Annotated in this window: 21 protein-coding genes; 12 read left to right on the plus strand and 9 right to left on the minus strand. The window is 53.3% G+C overall.

All coding sequences use genetic code 11. The annotated features are described in order from the left end of the window. Window positions 1-6 precede the first annotated feature (6 nt). From ACTJI9_RS07740 to ACTJI9_RS07770, 7 genes are all read left to right on the plus strand, one after another. Window positions 7-579 (plus strand): TRAP transporter small permease, encoded by a 573-nt coding sequence (locus tag ACTJI9_RS07740; protein WP_440807058.1) that lies wholly within the window; start codon window positions 7-9, stop codon window positions 577-579. A gap of 3 nt (window positions 580-582) precedes the next feature. Next, the gene (locus ACTJI9_RS07745; protein ID WP_115051487.1) at window positions 583-1,989 is read left to right on the plus strand and encodes a TRAP transporter large permease; all 1,407 of its coding nucleotides are present in this window, start codon (window positions 583-585) and stop codon (window positions 1,987-1,989) included. Further along, window positions 1,986-3,032 carry an L-idonate 5-dehydrogenase gene (locus ACTJI9_RS07750; protein ID WP_336440717.1) on the plus strand — a complete coding sequence of 349 codons (1,047 nt, stop codon included), beginning with the start codon at window positions 1,986-1,988 and terminating at the stop codon, window positions 3,030-3,032. Before ACTJI9_RS07745 ends, ACTJI9_RS07750 begins: the two co-directional genes overlap by 4 nt. A gap of 82 nt (window positions 3,033-3,114) precedes the next feature. Next, the gene (locus tag ACTJI9_RS07755; RefSeq protein WP_336440716.1) at window positions 3,115-3,972 is read left to right on the plus strand and encodes a D-alanyl-D-alanine carboxypeptidase family protein; all 858 of its coding nucleotides are present in this window, start codon (window positions 3,115-3,117) and stop codon (window positions 3,970-3,972) included. 114 nt (window positions 3,973-4,086) lie between these two features. After that, complete coding sequence (locus ACTJI9_RS07760) at window positions 4,087-4,671, plus strand: hypothetical protein (RefSeq protein WP_440807061.1); 585 nt, start codon at window positions 4,087-4,089, stop codon at window positions 4,669-4,671. Then, complete coding sequence (locus tag ACTJI9_RS07765; RefSeq protein ID WP_115051483.1) at window positions 4,671-5,258, plus strand: hypothetical protein; 588 nt, start codon at window positions 4,671-4,673, stop codon at window positions 5,256-5,258. The genes ACTJI9_RS07760 and ACTJI9_RS07765 overlap by 1 nt, the downstream gene beginning before the upstream one ends. A gap of 4 nt (window positions 5,259-5,262) precedes the next feature. Then, the gene (locus ACTJI9_RS07770; protein WP_440807065.1) at window positions 5,263-5,835 is read left to right on the plus strand and encodes a hypothetical protein; all 573 of its coding nucleotides are present in this window, start codon (window positions 5,263-5,265) and stop codon (window positions 5,833-5,835) included. Window position 5,836: 1 nt separating this feature from the next. Here ACTJI9_RS07770 and ACTJI9_RS07775 read toward each other — a convergent pair whose 3' ends face one another. The 3 genes from ACTJI9_RS07775 to ACTJI9_RS07785 all read right to left on the minus strand — a co-directional run bounded on the left by ACTJI9_RS07775 (window position 5,837) and on the right by ACTJI9_RS07785 (window position 9,421). Continuing rightward, on the minus strand, window positions 5,837-7,126 hold the full coding sequence (locus tag ACTJI9_RS07775; protein WP_440807067.1) for a hypothetical protein: 1,290 nt from the start codon (window positions 7,124-7,126) through the stop codon (window positions 5,837-5,839). Window positions 7,127-7,193: 67 nt separating this feature from the next. Continuing rightward, entirely contained in the window at window positions 7,194-8,378 is a 1,185-nt protein-coding gene (locus ACTJI9_RS07780) for an MFS transporter (protein WP_440807070.1), read from the minus strand. Between the two features lie 218 nt (window positions 8,379-8,596). Beyond that, window positions 8,597-9,421: an aldo/keto reductase gene (locus tag ACTJI9_RS07785; protein WP_307282263.1), complete on the minus strand. Its 825-nt coding sequence runs from the start codon at window positions 9,419-9,421 to the stop codon at window positions 8,597-8,599. Between the two features lie 137 nt (window positions 9,422-9,558). On the opposite strand from ACTJI9_RS07785, the gene ACTJI9_RS07790 reads away from it, so the two are divergent. From ACTJI9_RS07790 to ACTJI9_RS07800, 3 genes are read left to right on the plus strand one after another with little or no spacing between them, the layout of a single operon-like run. Then, entirely contained in the window at window positions 9,559-10,461 is a 903-nt protein-coding gene (locus tag ACTJI9_RS07790; protein ID WP_115051478.1) for a LysR family transcriptional regulator, read from the plus strand. Between the two features lie 60 nt (window positions 10,462-10,521). Further along, the gene (locus ACTJI9_RS07795) at window positions 10,522-10,752 is read left to right on the plus strand and encodes an XRE family transcriptional regulator (RefSeq protein ID WP_115051477.1); all 231 of its coding nucleotides are present in this window, start codon (window positions 10,522-10,524) and stop codon (window positions 10,750-10,752) included. Between the two features lie 49 nt (window positions 10,753-10,801). Next, complete coding sequence (locus tag ACTJI9_RS07800) at window positions 10,802-11,143, plus strand: hypothetical protein (protein WP_354342725.1); 342 nt, start codon at window positions 10,802-10,804, stop codon at window positions 11,141-11,143. Window positions 11,144-11,149: 6 nt separating this feature from the next. Here the strand turns inward: ACTJI9_RS07800 and ACTJI9_RS07805 are convergent, their stop codons facing one another. Further along, window positions 11,150-12,007, minus strand: a complete 858-nt coding sequence (locus ACTJI9_RS07805) for a DMT family transporter (protein ID WP_440807073.1) — start codon at window positions 12,005-12,007, stop codon at window positions 11,150-11,152. Window positions 12,008-12,017: 10 nt separating this feature from the next. After that, a complete protein-coding gene (locus ACTJI9_RS07810) occupies window positions 12,018-12,431 on the minus strand; it encodes a VOC family protein (RefSeq protein ID WP_115051474.1) in 414 nt (137 codons plus the stop codon). A 170-nt stretch (window positions 12,432-12,601) separates the two neighbouring features. On the opposite strand from ACTJI9_RS07810, the gene ACTJI9_RS07815 reads away from it, so the two are divergent. Next, complete coding sequence (locus tag ACTJI9_RS07815; RefSeq protein ID WP_115051473.1) at window positions 12,602-12,763, plus strand: Thivi_2564 family membrane protein; 162 nt, start codon at window positions 12,602-12,604, stop codon at window positions 12,761-12,763. A gap of 33 nt (window positions 12,764-12,796) precedes the next feature. Here ACTJI9_RS07815 and gcvA read toward each other — a convergent pair whose 3' ends face one another. Continuing rightward, entirely contained in the window at window positions 12,797-13,687 is an 891-nt protein-coding gene (gene gcvA, locus ACTJI9_RS07820) for a transcriptional regulator GcvA (protein WP_115051472.1), read from the minus strand. A 120-nt stretch (window positions 13,688-13,807) separates the two neighbouring features. On the opposite strand from gcvA, the gene ACTJI9_RS07825 reads away from it, so the two are divergent. Further along, complete coding sequence (locus ACTJI9_RS07825) at window positions 13,808-14,047, plus strand: hypothetical protein (protein ID WP_307282276.1); 240 nt, start codon at window positions 13,808-13,810, stop codon at window positions 14,045-14,047. Window positions 14,048-14,053: 6 nt separating this feature from the next. On the opposite strand, the gene ACTJI9_RS07830 is transcribed toward ACTJI9_RS07825, so the two are convergent. The 3 genes from ACTJI9_RS07830 to ACTJI9_RS07840 form a co-directional block, all read right to left on the minus strand. Next, window positions 14,054-14,242: a hypothetical protein gene (locus tag ACTJI9_RS07830; protein WP_115051470.1), complete on the minus strand. Its 189-nt coding sequence runs from the start codon at window positions 14,240-14,242 to the stop codon at window positions 14,054-14,056. A gap of 62 nt (window positions 14,243-14,304) precedes the next feature. Beyond that, entirely contained in the window at window positions 14,305-14,706 is a 402-nt protein-coding gene (locus ACTJI9_RS07835; protein WP_115051469.1) for a (R)-mandelonitrile lyase, read from the minus strand. Further along, window positions 14,703-15,083 (minus strand): ArsR/SmtB family transcription factor, encoded by a 381-nt coding sequence (locus tag ACTJI9_RS07840; protein WP_336440705.1) that lies wholly within the window; start codon window positions 15,081-15,083, stop codon window positions 14,703-14,705. Before ACTJI9_RS07840 ends, ACTJI9_RS07835 begins: the two co-directional genes overlap by 4 nt. Window positions 15,084-15,140 lie beyond the last annotated feature (57 nt).

Consider the following 15,140-nt stretch of genomic DNA (forward strand, 5'->3'; position numbering starts at 1 on the left):
ACAGCCATGTCCAAGGAAGTTCATACACAGATCACAGCGGAAGAAATTGCCCATTCATTCGAGGATGCGGCGCCGGTTATTAACCTGCGCGAATATGCGGTTGAAGACTGGCTGACACTCGTTGTTTTCTGGCTGATGACCGGCTGCGTTTTTTTGCAGTTTTTCACGCGTTATGTTCTCAATGACAGCTATGCCTGGACAGAGGAAATCGCGATCAATTGCCTGATCGGCGTCGTATTTCTCGGCTCTGTCATGTGTGTGCGTGTTTCGCGCCATATTCAGGTAGACGTGCTCTACCACTATCTGCCTGCTCCCATTGCCCGCATTCTTGCAACTTTTGTTGATCTCGTTCGCATTGGCTTCTTCGTTTACGCTGTATGGTTGATGTGGCGCTATGTCGAGATTGTTGCTGACGAAATGATGGTGACAATCGATCTGCCCCGCAACATCGTTTTTTATGGGGTTCTCTTATCTTTCGTCCTGATGCTGCTTCGTTCCATTCAGGTTTTTATTGCCAATATCCGCCGTGGCTATTCCGTTCTGGAACGTCCCGAAGAATTCCAGAGCGTCGAGGGCTGATCAATGTTGCTGCTTGTTGGTTCATTTCTACTATTGATGATTGTCGGTGTGCCGGTCGCCATTTCGATGGCCGTGGCGTCAGTGCTCTATCTCGTGTTTTTCGGTGTTGCACCCGACATTATTGTCGCCCAGCGCATGATCGCCGGGGTTGAGAGCTTTCCGCTGCTCGCCGTGCCGTTTTTCATTCTTGCCGGCAATCTGATGAATTCGGCCGGTGTGACAGGCCGCATCTATTCCTTTGCGGTTTCGCTTGTGGGATGGATGAAGGGCGGACTGGCGCAGGTCAATATTATTGGCTCGGTAATCTTTTCTGGCATGTCGGGAACGGCACTGGCCGATGCCGCCGGTATCGGCACAATCGAAATCAAGGCGATGAAGGATCATGGCTATCCGGTGGAAGCAGCGGTTGGCGTTACGGCAGCTTCGGCAACGCTTGGCCCTATTTTCCCGCCATCACTGCCTTTTGTGATCTATGGCATGATGGCCAATGTTTCGATTGGCGCGCTGTTTATGGCCGGTATCGTCCCGGGAATTGTCATGACCGTCTTGATGATGATTACGGTTGCTATCTTCGCTTATGTGAAGCGCTGGGGTTCCGACACGCCATTCGAACTCAAGAATCTGCTTGAAGCGTCGCTGGAAATCGTCGTCGTCGCCTGCGTGCCAGTCCTCATCTATCTGCTCACGCTTACCGGCTTGTCTATAAATGCTTCGGTCGGCATTGCACTTGTGGTTCTGCTGGCTGCCGACTGGTATTTCGACTTTTCCGCCGTCATGGCACTGATGACACCTGTGATCCTTATTGGCGGCATGACCATGGGTTGGTTTACACCGACAGAGGCAGCCGTTGCCGCAGTTCTCTGGTCACTGTTTCTTGGGTTGGTACGCTATCGTACCATGACAATGGCTAGTCTCGCCAAAGCGAGCTTTGATACAATCGAGACCACCGCTTCCGTGCTCTTTATTGTCACTGCCGCTTCGGTTTTCGCCTGGCTCCTGACGGTCAGTCAGGCGGCGCAGCTTCTTTCTGCGGCCATCCTCTCGATTACCGACAGCAAATGGGTGTTCCTGATACTGGTCAATATACTGATGCTGTTTGTCGGTTGCTTCCTCGATACCATTGCGGCAATCACAATTCTTGTGCCGATCCTTTTGCCGCTGGTCTTGGGTTTCGACATTGATCCGGTTCATTTCGGACTGATCATGACGCTTAATCTCATGATCGGTCTGTTGCATCCGCCGCTGGGCATGGTGCTGTTTGTACTGTCCCGCGTCGCGAAGCTTTCCGTGGAGCGAACCACCATGGCAATTCTGCCCTGGCTGGTGCCGCTCTTCATCGCACTGATCGCCATCACCTTCATTCCGGCGATTACACTTTGGCTCCCAACCCAACTAGGCCTGATAAAATGAGTAATAAAGGTATCGCTGCCACGCTTTTTGCAGCGGAAGATCTCCGCGTCGTTGACATTGAACTTGGAGAACTCGCGCCCAATATGGCGCGGGTCAAGTTCGGAGCCGGCGGGATATGTGGCTCTGACATGCACTATTTCCGGCATGCAAAGACGGGCGATTTCGTGGTCACTTCGCCGCTCATTCTCGGCCATGAAGTTGCCGGTGAGATCATCGAAATCGGCCGCGACGTTACTGGTATTGCCGTTGGCGACAGGGTTGCCGTAAACCCGTCCCGTTGGTGCGGAACCTGTGCCTATTGCCATGAGGGACGCCCGAACCTTTGCGAAAATATCTATTTCATGGGTTCTGCATCCAAGACGCCTCACATGCAGGGCGGTTTCGCCAGTGTGTTTGACGCGGTTGCCGCGCAATGCGTCAAAGTCCCGAACGATCTGCCATTCCAAGCTGCGGCATTGGCTGAACCCCTTGCGGTCTGCCTGCATGCCGTTCGGCGCGCAGGGCATGTAAAAGGGACTTCAACGATCATTTTCGGCTCCGGACCAATCGGACTGTTAACATTGCTGGCACTGAAACATGCGGGGGCGGAATCCGTGACAATGGTCGATATCGCGGCTGCACCGTTGAAGTTTGCCGAAGAGCTGGGCGCAGACCAGATCGTCGATGTCTCCGGCGGAGAGGAAAGATTGGCCGAAGTTGCTGCGGCAACACCATTCGACATTGCTTTTGAAATCTCCGGCACCCCTGCAGGTCTTGCCTCGGCCATTCGCACGGTGCGGCGTGGCGGCACAGTCGTTCAGGTCGGCAATCTTGCCGGTGGATCAATTCCCGTGCCTGCCAATGCGGTCATGTCCAAGGAACTCGATCTGATCGGCACATTCCGCTTTGGCGATGAATTCTTCGAGGCTGTGGAATTGATTGTTGAAAACAAGATTGATGTCCTCAAGCTGGTAACAGGCGAATACAAACTCGCCGACGCGCCGGAGGCCTTCCGCACAGCATTAGACAGGTCGCGCAGCGTCAAGGTTGTTCTGACAGCCTGATGCTCATGCGACCGCTTGGCGTTGCCGCTGAAATCAGCTAACAAGGCGCATCTGGTCCAACCACAATATGCCGCGAGTATCCATGTTTTTGCATCCTGTCGTGAAATTCGTAGCTGTGTTGGGTCTGACCTTAAGCGTTGCAAGTGGATGCACGACGGCAACGTCGCTCGATTCCGTTGGGGCAATTACGCCAGCCCCAACGACTGAAAAATCCGCTGCCATCGTGGTTGATGGCAGCACGGGTGCCGTGCTTTATCAAGCGGGTGCCGATCTGCCGCGCATACCGGCATCGCTTACCAAAATGATGACGCTTTATCTGACATTCGAGGCGTTGCAATCGGGGCGGATCAGCAAGGATACGCAGATACCGATTTCGGCTCGTGCGGCCTCGCAGGCACCAAGCAAGCTTGGTCTTAAACCCGGCAGAACGATTGATGTGGATACAGCAATCAAGGCGCTGGTGGTTAAATCCGCTAATGATGTTGCCGTGGCTTTAGCTGAGTATCTGGGCGGAACTGAAGAGCAATTTGCGGCCCAGATGACCGCAAAAGGCCGACAGCTCGGTATGCGCGGCACGATTTTTCACAACGCTTCCGGGTTGCCCGACGCGCAGCAGATTACCACTGCGCGAGATATGGCTTTGCTGGGCTTGTCTTTGCGTAAGCATTATCCGCAGCAATATCATTACTTCGGAGCACAGGATTTCATGTTCGACGGCAAAATCATCCGTGGACATAACCGTGTTCTGGCCCAGTTGAACGGCGCAGATGGCATCAAGACAGGCTATGTTCGCGCCTCCGGTTTCAATATCGTCACATCGATCAGTGATAATGGCCGCCAGCTCGTCGCTGTCGTGATGGGCGGCGAAACTGCCAGACAGCGCGATGCGCAGGTTGTAAGTCTTGTTAATGCCTATCTGCCGCAAGTCGCACATAAGTAGCCTTATCGGGACGGTTTCTCCGCAGGGTTGAAAAACACCCCCTTGCTGTTGCATGGTCTGTCCAGCGCGACTCATTTTTTGGGTTACGGAACGGTTGTGGAGAGACGCAGATAGATGTGGTCCCATTTCGTCACGTTTCGCAGCAAGGCTACGGCCTGGCTGACAGCAGGGTTTGGTTCATTCGCGGCGTTGGGGCTCGCCTTTGTATTGGGAGCATTTGAAGCGGCTGAAAAGCCGCAGCTTCCGCAAATTACAGCCGGTCAATCCATGGAGGCGGGAAAGTGGCTTATCAAGCCTCTTTCAATTCGGGTAACTGACCAGAAAGTTTACAGCACGACACCGAAGGACGGGCAAAAGGCGATCATCCTTGAAGTGGAATTGATGAACCGCACGATCGAGTCCGATAGCGGCTATTACAAAATCTTTCAATGGCCTGCCAATATTGCAGAAAAGACCGAACAACCGATGGTCTATCTTACGCGCGATGAATCCATGTCGCCAAATCTGCAACCCGGAATGCCGGAGAAAATGGTTTATGTCTGGCTGATGCCCAGCGATGTGGTGGCGGGCAATGATGTAGAACTGGCAATTGAGGCTTGGGGATTCAAGCATCGCAACAATTTGACCGGAACGCCGGGGTGGTGGAGCAAAAGCATTGTGGGTTCGGTGCGCTTGCCGCTGCAAAGGGAGCAGGGCTGATGCGCCGCTTGGCGAATATTGCCGTCATCCTTGTGGCGGTGGCCTTGCTGTACGGCATGTGGGTGACGAAACCGCGTTATGGCGAACTCACAGGGCCGATTGCTGCTTATGGCAAGATGCATGATCGAGTGCACACACGCGAATTTGACGTAACGCTCAATCAGGTGATTTTTGCGCGCGAATTGACTTATACCCAGTTCGGAAAAGAAAAGGTGCTTACGACCTCCGGTCTTTGGGCGGTCGCCTTGGTAGAGCTTGCTGCAACAACCAAAAGTACGGGTGTTTCAACGGCCATCTGGCGAGGACCTACCGGCCTCAGATTTGCACAAAGCAATCGCGTTGGCTGGTTGCCCGGACAACCGCCTTACATGCTCGAGCCCGGATTGCCGAAACAGGTGCAACTGGCGTTTGAGATATTGCCTGATCAGGTCAATGGCGCGACGCTGCTTCTATCGGCGCAGATGAAACCCTCATTGGATTCCGAAGCGCGGATCAAAATCGACGACTTCAAAAAATTCAATGATGGCATGCCGTTGATCGTCGATCGTTTCGACATATCACGTCCACAACCGGCTGCGGGAAGCTGACGCGATGGCTGTGACGGATCAGGGTACCCAAACTTCCGAGCGTCGCTGGCGCCGCCGCTGCCTGTGGGCCCAGCTGGTGATTGTCCCGGTCTCATTGTTCACCATCAGTTATGGCGACTATGTGGAAATGAGCCGTTACACCGATCTTTACCCCACTGAAGTGGCTGCGGGTGAGGTCAAGCATTATGGTGGCAGCGACTGGCAGTTTTACGGGACGCGGAAGGTGGAAGAGGGCATTCGCCCCGGCTCGCTGTCCGCAGGTTCCGTGCCTGTGATTGCAAGATTTCTCGTGGAGATCGGCGATACCAATTTGCAGGAGCGATGGCTCATGTGTGCAATCCGACTGACAGACAAGGCTGGTCGCTCTTGGTCTCCAACGTCCATTCCCGGAATGCGCCCTGCAAAAGAGGGTATCCAGACATGCACGTCGGCCATATTTTCAGGAGCGGAAAAAGGCACAAGAATGGTGATCGAAGAGCGGTTCCTCGTGCCAAGCGATGTGGCAGGTGAATTGCGACCGACATTGGGTGTCTATAGCGAGCGGCCTTATTATCTGAGGTTCGCCCGCACCGAATAGATCAGATTGGCTTCGCCACAAGGCTGGTGTCCGATTGAGGCTCTGTCTTTCTCATCGAGAAGGCTGTTTCCAAAATCGCGGCGAGGAAACAAATGCGCAAGGGCTCCACGAGCAGGCCGGTGGAAGAATCCTGCATCGGGCTGCCCAATAAAAAGACAATCGCATTGCCAGCAAATTCCCAAATCCTGCCGGGTTGCGGGCCGATTATATGGGCTGCGCCCAGCCACGCCCAAGCGGCCACCCACTCGATAAAGCGATAGCCAAGAATCAGCGTGATGATAAGCAGCAGCCCGGAATTCAGTGTCAGCCGCACGCCATTGGCGATTGGAAGATAACGTGAGCGATAGCCGCTGACGAAGTGATTGATAAAGTCTCGGATAAATTTAGGCACTGCCTGGTAGCGTTCGCCAAAACGCTCGACCCGGTGATGCACCCGCATGAGTTCTGTCTGGTCACGAACATCATAGCCATAGACCAGCGCAATCATGACCAGCCAGATCACGGGTAAAAGCGCGTGGAAAAACAGGTTGGTGGCAATTGTGCCAAAGCTTTCGGGAATCTGTTCTACCGGGATCATTGTCGCCGCATAGGCAACCGAAACAGGTTGAGCGATCCCGGCAAGCAATTGCTCAAACCATGACCATAGTTTGCCATTGACCAGTGCCTGCATCCAGTCATCTTTCCAGCGGCTGATAATGTAGAGACCGATGAAAATCCAGTTGGTTTCGCAAACCACAATGACGATTTCCCAGAAAGATCGCTTTGTGCGTTCTTTCATGGTCTTGGCAAACCAGCGAACAAGCCAGGAGAGCGCAACGGACAGCAATATCCATTTGGAGTCTAGGACATCCAAGACATTGCCATTTCCGCCAAAGGGCATCATCGACAGGGCCAAACGGGAATATTGGCGAACCGTATCGCCAAGAAAACCCCAGGCTGCATAATAGGCAAAGAACGGTATAAGGGCGACAGCGATAATCGTCGTCAAACGGGAAAATCCGGAGCCGCTGCCCGCCGCTGCCTTGTCAGATTGTGCTTGGGCAGCGCTGACAGAAGGCAGTCCCGGGCGCACAATCTGGATCATGGAAACAGTTGTTACCAGCTGCGTAAGCGCAACGAGGGTCAACACGCCAAGCCCGGCATAATGGTTTATATAGGCTGTTTTGACAGCCAGATGCATCAATATATGGGAAGCAGTAAGTCCCAGAAGCACCACCGCCACCAATTGGGGCCAGAAGCGCAACCAGAGCTTGAAAGTCAGCTTGATGGGCAGTGCCACTTCGGCCAGCATGAAACACCTCTTGCGAATCTCATGCTGACCTTACCGATTTTTACAAGGCTGCCAAGTTTTGAGCCTGTCAGGCGTGGGCGAGAACCCGGGCAGACTCGCGTCGGTCGAGCATCTGGCTCCAAAGGGTAAGGCCAAGCGCACCGATAACAAGCAGCGAGCCAACCCAGGGTGTGGCACCAAGGCCAAGCGGCGAAGCAACGACAATGCCGCCAAGGAAGGCACCACCGGCAATGCCAAGGTTGAAGGCAGCGATGTTCAGCGCCGAAGCCACGTCAACCGTTTCAGGTGTATGGATCTTGGCGAGTTGCACCACATAGAGCTGGAGGCCGGGCACATTGGAGAAGGACAATGCCCCTAAAGCGGCCAGAGTTACCAGCGCCCAGACCGGCGATGTGGCGGTGAAGGTGAACGCCGCCAAGACAATCGCCTGTAAGAGGAACATGACTGCAAGCGCTCTGACCGGATTGCCATCGGCGACACGACCACCGACCATATTTCCAACGGCGATGGACAGGCCATAAAGCACAAGGATCAGGCTGACCGTGGAATTGGCATAGCCAGTGATCTGTTCGAGAACAGGCGCAAGGAATGTGAACATCACAAAGGTGCCGCCATAGCCGAGTGCTGTCATGGCAAAGGCAAGCAGAAGACGCCCGCTCCCCAGAACACGAATCTGATCAATGATGCGGGCAGGGGCGGCTTTTGCGATCTTGGATGGCAAAAGGAATGCAATGGCAAGGAATGCGATGATGCCAAGCACGGTTACGGCCCAGAAGGTTGCACGCCAGCCAAGTTGCTGGCCGATAAATGTGCCGAGTGGAACCCCAGTGACGATAGCAACAGTCAGGCCAAGAAACATCATGGCGATTGCTGAGGCACGGCGATTGGGCGCAACCAGATCAGCGGCGATTGTTGCGCCGACCGAGAAAAACACGCCATGTGCAAATGCGCTGATGACGCGGGCGACGAGCAATAGCTCATAGGTAGGCGAGAGTGCTGCCGCCGTGTTGCCGACGACGAACAGGGCCATGAGACCGAGCAGCAAGGGCTTGCGCTCGATCCTGCCTGTGAGGGCGGTCAGTATGGGGGCGCCGAAGGTGACGCCAAGCGCATAAACGCTGACGATAAGCCCGGCAAGCGGCAGTGTAATATTCAAATCGCTGGCAACTGTGGGCAAGAGGCCCACAATGACGAACTCTGTCGTTCCGATGGCATAGGCGCTGATCGTCAGCGCCAGAAGTGCGAGAGGCATGATCCTATCCTTTGATTGGATGCTGCGTTAAGCCAGCCCTCAAATAGAAATTACTGATGGCCGGTTGGTTGCCCCCAATATGAGCCATCGCAATTCCATTGATAATGACCAGATCATGCTCAATGGTTATGAATTCAATTCACAGATAGGTCTAAACGCGACTGCGGCACCTCCTCGGTTGAGGAGATGCCGCGTTCCAATAGCAAAGTTGGGGAGAGTTAATCCCACTTTGGAGCAAGATGGCCCGGATTGACAATCCGTCCATCTGGCTTGGCAAGTGCATGCAGGGCCTGCATTTCTTCATTGGTCAGTTCGAAATCAAAGATCTCGAAATTGCTCTTGGCGCGTTCTTCGCTGACAGTTTTGGAAAGCGTGATGACGCCTTCTTGCTGAATGAGCCAACGCAGAACAACCTGCGCTTCGCTCTTGCCATGGGCTGCGGCGATTGCCTTGATGACCGGATCGCCAATGATTTTGCCATCGGCCATGGCATAATAGGCGGTGATGCTCATGCCGCTATCCCGCGCGGCCTTCAACACAGTGCTTTGATCGAGATAGGGGTGATATTCCACCTGATTTGTCACGATCGGAGCTTTGCTCAACTTGACTGATTCAGCCATGAGGGCTGAACTGAAATTGCTGACGCCGATATTACGGACCTTGCCCGCATCGCGGACTTCGTTGAGCGCTCCAATGCGTTCGGCCAGAGGCACATCGCTCTTTGGCCAATGCAGCAACAGGAGGTCAACATAGTCTGTCTTTAGTTTCGACAGGCTGTCATCGACCGATTTGATGAAATCATCATGCTTGTATTTATCGACCCAAACCTTGGTGGTCAGGAATATATCGCCGCGCGAGACGCCGGAGTTCTTGATTGCTTCACCCACCTCAGCTTCATTGCCGTAGATCTGTGCGGTATCAATATGGCGATAGCCGAGCTTCAGAGCAGCGGGAACCATGCGAAGCACATCCGCGCCAGGCATACGGAACGTGCCAAACCCGATTGCCGGAATTTTTGCTCCATGAGCGCTTACATTGAACATTCTTTATTCCTCTCATTTGCGGCAGCTACAAAATCTGATGATCCAAAGCCTCATATGGGCTTAAACAGCCAGTGTGATAATTCCTTGTTATCGACCAGCTGTTGTGAAACTAATTCATAAGCGGTAGCGGGTCTGATATGGATAATAGAGCCGGAGAAATGGACGTCTTCGTGACGGCGGTTGAATTGGACAGTTTTTCTGCGGCAGGCAGAAAGCTTGGCCTTTCGCCATCGGCGGTCAGTAAAATGATCCGCCGTATCGAGGATCGGCTCGGTACACGCTTGCTTGTACGCTCGACACGCTCATTGCAATTGACGCCTGAAGGCGAGATTTACCGCCAGCGTGCGCTACGGATCATTTCTGAAATAGAAGAAACCGAGCGTGTCGTCGCCTCTGGCGCATCGGTCGCGCCGCATGGATTGTTGCGGGTCAATTCGTCGGTTGCGGTCGGTCAATTTCTCATCCTTCCGCTTATGCCGAAATTTCTGGAATTATACCCCGAGGTAGAACTTGATTTCACCCTGAGCGAGCGCGTGGTCGATCTTATCGGCGAGCGAGCAGATATCGCAATTCGCGTTGGCCCCATGCGCGACTCGAACCTGAAAGCACGCAAACTGTGTGAAAGCCGCAAGGTTGTAGTTGCATCTCCGGACTACATTGCAAGGCGAGGCAGGCCCAAGCAGCCAGCCGATCTAGAGAAGCACAATTGCCTGAATTTCAATTTCCGCCGCGCTCTTGAGGAGTGGCCATTCAAAAATCGCGATACCGGTGAAATCGAGCGGATGGGTATTTCCGGCAATTTTCTGGCGAGCAGCGGCGCAATCGTGCGGCAGATGTGTCTGGCTGGGTTGGGCATAGCGCGCCTCGGATATTTTCATCTGGCCGATGACATAGAAGCCGGTCGGCTGGAGGTCATTCTGGAGGATTACAATGCTGGCGATATGGAGCAGATCAATGCTGTATTTGTCGGGCATGATTACCTGGCTACTCGCGTGCGCACATTTATTGATTTTCTGGCGGAGAATATGCCGAAAGCATAGGAACCAAATTCGCGGCGGCGCATTACCGGAGACGCAAATTTTCCAAACAAGGAGATGACAATGGCCGATGTGATTGAAACAACAGCCTCCGCGATCACTGCCGGGGTCAATCTTGTAAAAACAATCAAGGAAAAATTCGGTTATACGGTCGAAGATCTCGCAATTGCCAGCGGCCTGACCGTGGAAGAGCTCAATGGTATCGAGACGGGCGCTGAGGCCGAGCCAAGCAAGTTACATCGGATAGCGCATTCGGTTGGGCTGCCCGACGTGACACCCCAGATTCAGCATTAATTAGCAATATGGGCTGTCTTTCGTGCCGGATGCAGGCGAATATGCAGCCATGACAGAAGATGGAAAGATACAAAACACTGGGGTCGCGCGGCTCAAGCAGCATGCCGATCTGGTTCAGCAGCTTGTAAAGCAGGTTCCAGCGGCCCTTTCAAAGCCCAGCCTTACGCTGGAACAGGTTTCCAGGCTGCACCGGGTAATTCAAAAAGGTGTCGATGATTTCAAGGAGGTTCAGGAACTGGTCAACAGGCCGGGGCTTGACGAAACCTATAGCCGCGCCGCTGGCAGCCTTGCAAAAATCTGGTCGCATCTGTCCTCTGCTGCGGAAGCGCGAATGGAGGATCTGGCCAAGAATGACGCCGATGAATCAGACATGCAGAAGCCCGACGAATAGACCTCTCTAGGCCTTGCGATTCTTGAGGTTGAGCAAATTGCCCGAAAGGATCAGCGCCGCGCCGATGGCAGTATAGACATCGATATGTTCGGAATAGACCAGCCAGCCGACGATTGCGGTGAGGGGCACGCGAAGAAAATCCATGGGAATGACCACAGTGGCATCGGCATAGAGCAAAGCTTTCGCCATGCAGAAATGCGAGAATGTGCCGGTGAAGGCAATAATGATAACCCATGGCATGACGTGTAGGCTCGGCCATTGCCAGCTATACAGGGCAGGTAAAAGACCTATGCCCGACTGAATGACCAGCATCCAGAAAATGATCTTGACCACGCTTTCCGTGCGCGTCAGAGATTTGACCATAGTGAAAGAAATCCCGAAGGTAAAAGCGGCGCCAAGCACGATCAATTGACCGATTTCAATGGTGCCGATACCGGGGCGAACGATGATGATCACGCCGATAATTCCAAGCGCTATTGTAAGCATGCGCCAGATATTGAGCCGCTCGCCCAAAAACGCCACGGCCATGATCGCGGTCCAGGCTGGCGTGGTGAATTCTATTGCAATGAGCTGCGCCAATGGGATCATTGACAGCGCCATCAACCATGCAAACTGACCGGCATAATGTGCGGTATTACGGCCCAAATGCTGCCAGATGCGGCTGGTTCGCATCGCTCTTATACCGCCCGATGAGCGGATAAGCGGATAAAGCATGGCGAGGCCGATCAACGACCGCATCTCCATGATCTGAAAGACATTCAGCTCTTTGGAAGCTTCGCGACCGGAAACCGCCATCAGAATGATGGCTGCCAGCGATCCGGTCATCCAGAACGCAGCCTTGATATTGGACGGCGGCACTTCCATGAATTTTAAGCTACTTGGCGTAGATGCTGGCGAAGTCGGCAAAGCCTTTGACTTCGATGGGATTGCCTGACGGATCGCGGAAGAACATTGTCCATTGTTCGCCCGGCTCGCCCTTAAAGCGTACAACCGGTGGCATGACAAATTCCACATTTGCAGCCTTCAGCCGATCTGCCAGCCTGTTCCAATCTTCAAGCGCAAGTATGATGCCGAAATGCGGCATGGGCACCATGTGATCTCCCACCTTGCCGGTATTGGTTGTCTCGAATGGCTTGCCTAAATGCAGCGAAATCTGATGACCAAAGAAATCGAAATCAACCCATGTTTCCGTGCTGCGACCCTCCTCGCAGCCAAGAATCTCGCCATAGAAGCGACGAGCTTCATCGAGATCGGTTACATGATAGGCAAAATGAAACAAGGAGCGCATGGGTATTTCCTGAAAGCATGGCGGTTGCCGCAAACTATCAGTGCAGCCCAGAGCAAACAATGCAGGACGAGCACAATGCACTCTTTACGTGCATTGCATGGAACAAAAGCCGGCTCACGAGAGTTTCTAAGGGCTACACTCGTATTGATCCCGAAAACAGGAAATAAATAATGTCGATTTTGATCAGTCTTTTGATCACCGTTCTGGTGATTTTTCTCGTGCTCTATCTCATCCAGATGCTGCCACTGGATGGCCGTGCCAAGCAGATTATTCAGGTCATCGTGGTGGTGATCGGTATTATCTCGCTGCTGCGCTATCTCGCAGTATTTTAAAGATCGGAGCGGGCGGGATTAAACCCGCCCTTTTCAATTGCCATTGCTGCCGATTTGCTCCAGCATCCAGTCGCGAAAAGCGCGGATCTTTGGGACATTTCTGCGTGCTTCAGGATAGACCAGCCAATAAAAATGATCCGCATCGGCACCAACCATATCGAATGGTTGGATAAGCTGACCTTGTTGAATTTCGGATTGATAAAAGGCGGGAGTGAGAATTCCAACGCCCATGCCAGCCAAAACAGCTTTGCCCTCCAGATGCTGATCGCCAAAGCGGTTGCGAGGGTCGCCTTTCAGATCCGGATTATCAATGCCTACCGACCTGAACCATAATTTCCACCAATAATCTCCCGTGTCGACAATTGGTAATTTGAGAAGATCCCTTGGGGTTTCTATCCCTCCGACCGAGGCAGCCAATGCCGGTGTCAACATCGGAGAAAATTCCGCAGCAAAAAGCTTATGGCTCGTCAGGCCAGGCCATTTTCCATTTCCCGACCTGATGGCAACATCGACCTGATGGCGGTTAAAGTCGATCAATTCCCGACTCGCCTGCAATCGTACCGCCAATTGCGGGTGTGAAAGCTGGAAGGACCCCAATCGCGGCACCAACCAGTTTGAAGCAAAAGTCGGTATTGTATTGACGGTCAAGACGCCGTCAGCATTTTCACGTGTGGCGGCGATGGCAGCGCGCATAAGCTCAAACGCTTCGCTGATCGCTGGAGAAAGCCGGACGCCCACTTCAGTAAGCACAACCTGACGCGGTTTGCGTAAAAACAGCAGCGCCCCAATACGCTCTTCCAGCAGCTTGATCTGATAGCTCACAGCCGCTTGGGTCATGCCCAGCTCTTCGGCGGCCTTGGTAAAATTGCCGTGGCGTGCAGCGGCTTCAAAAACCCGGATGGCAGATAAGGGAGGGAGTTGCATCAAGTTTCTCGCATAAGCTGTCCTTATGCATACTACTTGCCGTTTTGTTGGAAAACAACTGGGGTATGGCGCATCTTCGCTTCAACAAAGGGCCAACAGCCTTTACTCGGAGTTAGAGAAATGAACATGTCAAAAGCGCATACACCACCCAAACCAGTATTCTCCGCATGGATAAATTGGATCAAGGGATTGAGAACCGGGCACGGCAAAAACGCGCCTGTCAGTCATGTCCGTATGGATGAGTTCTCAGACCATATGATGCGTGATATTGGAGCCCTGGATGGCAGGAGCTCAACGGGCTACAGACGCAGGCACTCTGTCGACGGACGGCTCGACGATAATTTCAATGGGCCGCTATAATGGCGGTTATGAATCGAAATCAGTCTCGAGCTTGCGTTCAAGCGCTACAAGGTCATCGGGCAAGGGCATGCCCATGGCCCTGAGCTCATTCAAATGTTCGCGCAGGGTTTCATGGATTTCATGGGCATCCGCTGGCCGCTTGACCATCTCTTCAACCAAAAGTGCGATTCTGGCTTTGACGTCTTCGAATGCCATGATTATTCCCTTTCATGCGAACATACATTTCCAACCCGAACAGGTAACAGAAATGTAGCAGACTAATCGTGGCCGGAATATTGCGTATCTGAAACCTTTTCCATCCATTCCACCGCTTTGCCGTCGAGCGCTTCCTGCATGGCAATATGGGTCATGAAAGTAGTGGGGCTGGCGCCGTGCCAATGCTTTTCCCCCGGTGGGATCCAGATTGTATCCCCAGCCTTGATCTCCCTTATTGCTTCGCCCCAAACCTGAGCAAGCCCGGAGCCGGATGTCACGTGCAAAGTCTGGCCGAGTGGATGGGTGTGCCAGGCCGTACGAGCACCTGGCTCGAAACGGACAGTTACAGCGCGCAATCGCGCAGGTTCTTCCGCTTCAATGATTGGATCCTGCCAGACAGTTCCGGTAAACCAATCGGAAGGAGGGCGGCGCGAGGGGACAGAGCCGTTTGGCGTTATTCTCATGATGGCAATCCTGATTGTTTCGGAAATTCAGTGGAGGAGGGAGCAACGCCAGGTGAGAGCTGCGTTGCTGATGCCAGAATTGAATCCAGAAAACCGGGAAACCGCTTTTCCAAATCCGTGCGCCGCAAGGACAGCAAGCGTTTTGTCCCTTCAGGGCGAACGTAAATAATGCCCGCCTCACGAAGCTTGCCAATATGATAACTCAACGCGGTTTTTGATCCGAGGCTTAGAAAATAGCTGCAGGTCATATTGCGCTCGTCTTCGCCAAATCTCGCAAGCATGGAGATGATTGTCAGGCGGGTTTCATCGCCCAGTGCCGCAAGAACAGCTGGCAGAGCGATTTCTTCCGGAGCAGGATGATACAGAGCGTTCGTCATACCTATGTAATAGCAATTGGCAGGAGAGATTTCAATGTTCAATAATTATTGAACTTA

Source organism: Phyllobacterium sp. 22552, assembly GCF_052044585.1.
In the GTDB taxonomy this organism is placed as follows: domain Bacteria; phylum Pseudomonadota; class Alphaproteobacteria; order Rhizobiales; family Rhizobiaceae; genus Phyllobacterium; species Phyllobacterium ifriqiyense.

What these genes read in the sequence shown, in the direction of transcription:
- ACTJI9_RS07740 (WP_440807058.1), top strand. Translation starts at nt 7, where the DNA reads ATGTCCAAGGAAGTTCATACACAGATCACAGCGGAAGAAATTGCCCAT.
- ACTJI9_RS07745 (WP_115051487.1), top strand. Translation starts at nt 583, where the DNA reads ATGTTGCTGCTTGTTGGTTCATTTCTACTATTGATGATTGTCGGTGTG.
- ACTJI9_RS07750 (WP_336440717.1), top strand. Translation starts at nt 1,986, where the DNA reads ATGAGTAATAAAGGTATCGCTGCCACGCTTTTTGCAGCGGAAGATCTC.
- ACTJI9_RS07755 (WP_336440716.1), top strand. Translation starts at nt 3,115, where the DNA reads ATGTTTTTGCATCCTGTCGTGAAATTCGTAGCTGTGTTGGGTCTGACC.
- ACTJI9_RS07760 (WP_440807061.1), top strand. Translation starts at nt 4,087, where the DNA reads ATGTGGTCCCATTTCGTCACGTTTCGCAGCAAGGCTACGGCCTGGCTG.
- ACTJI9_RS07765 (WP_115051483.1), top strand. Translation starts at nt 4,671, where the DNA reads ATGCGCCGCTTGGCGAATATTGCCGTCATCCTTGTGGCGGTGGCCTTG.
- ACTJI9_RS07770 (WP_440807065.1), top strand. Translation starts at nt 5,263, where the DNA reads ATGGCTGTGACGGATCAGGGTACCCAAACTTCCGAGCGTCGCTGGCGC.
- ACTJI9_RS07775 (WP_440807067.1), bottom strand. Translation starts at nt 7,126, where the DNA reads ATGCTGGCCGAAGTGGCACTGCCCATCAAGCTGACTTTCAAGCTCTGG.
- ACTJI9_RS07780 (WP_440807070.1), bottom strand. Translation starts at nt 8,378, where the DNA reads ATGCCTCTCGCACTTCTGGCGCTGACGATCAGCGCCTATGCCATCGGA.
- ACTJI9_RS07785 (WP_307282263.1), bottom strand. Translation starts at nt 9,421, where the DNA reads ATGTTCAATGTAAGCGCTCATGGAGCAAAAATTCCGGCAATCGGGTTT.
- ACTJI9_RS07790 (WP_115051478.1), top strand. Translation starts at nt 9,559, where the DNA reads ATGGATAATAGAGCCGGAGAAATGGACGTCTTCGTGACGGCGGTTGAA.
- ACTJI9_RS07795 (WP_115051477.1), top strand. Translation starts at nt 10,522, where the DNA reads ATGGCCGATGTGATTGAAACAACAGCCTCCGCGATCACTGCCGGGGTC.
- ACTJI9_RS07800 (WP_354342725.1), top strand. Translation starts at nt 10,802, where the DNA reads ATGACAGAAGATGGAAAGATACAAAACACTGGGGTCGCGCGGCTCAAG.
- ACTJI9_RS07805 (WP_440807073.1), bottom strand. Translation starts at nt 12,007, where the DNA reads ATGGAAGTGCCGCCGTCCAATATCAAGGCTGCGTTCTGGATGACCGGA.
- ACTJI9_RS07810 (WP_115051474.1), bottom strand. Translation starts at nt 12,431, where the DNA reads ATGCGCTCCTTGTTTCATTTTGCCTATCATGTAACCGATCTCGATGAA.
- ACTJI9_RS07815 (WP_115051473.1), top strand. Translation starts at nt 12,602, where the DNA reads ATGTCGATTTTGATCAGTCTTTTGATCACCGTTCTGGTGATTTTTCTC.
- gcvA (WP_115051472.1), bottom strand. Translation starts at nt 13,687, where the DNA reads ATGCAACTCCCTCCCTTATCTGCCATCCGGGTTTTTGAAGCCGCTGCA.
- ACTJI9_RS07825 (WP_307282276.1), top strand. Translation starts at nt 13,808, where the DNA reads ATGAACATGTCAAAAGCGCATACACCACCCAAACCAGTATTCTCCGCA.
- ACTJI9_RS07830 (WP_115051470.1), bottom strand. Translation starts at nt 14,242, where the DNA reads ATGGCATTCGAAGACGTCAAAGCCAGAATCGCACTTTTGGTTGAAGAG.
- ACTJI9_RS07835 (WP_115051469.1), bottom strand. Translation starts at nt 14,706, where the DNA reads ATGAGAATAACGCCAAACGGCTCTGTCCCCTCGCGCCGCCCTCCTTCC.
- ACTJI9_RS07840 (WP_336440705.1), bottom strand. Translation starts at nt 15,083, where the DNA reads ATGACGAACGCTCTGTATCATCCTGCTCCGGAAGAAATCGCTCTGCCA.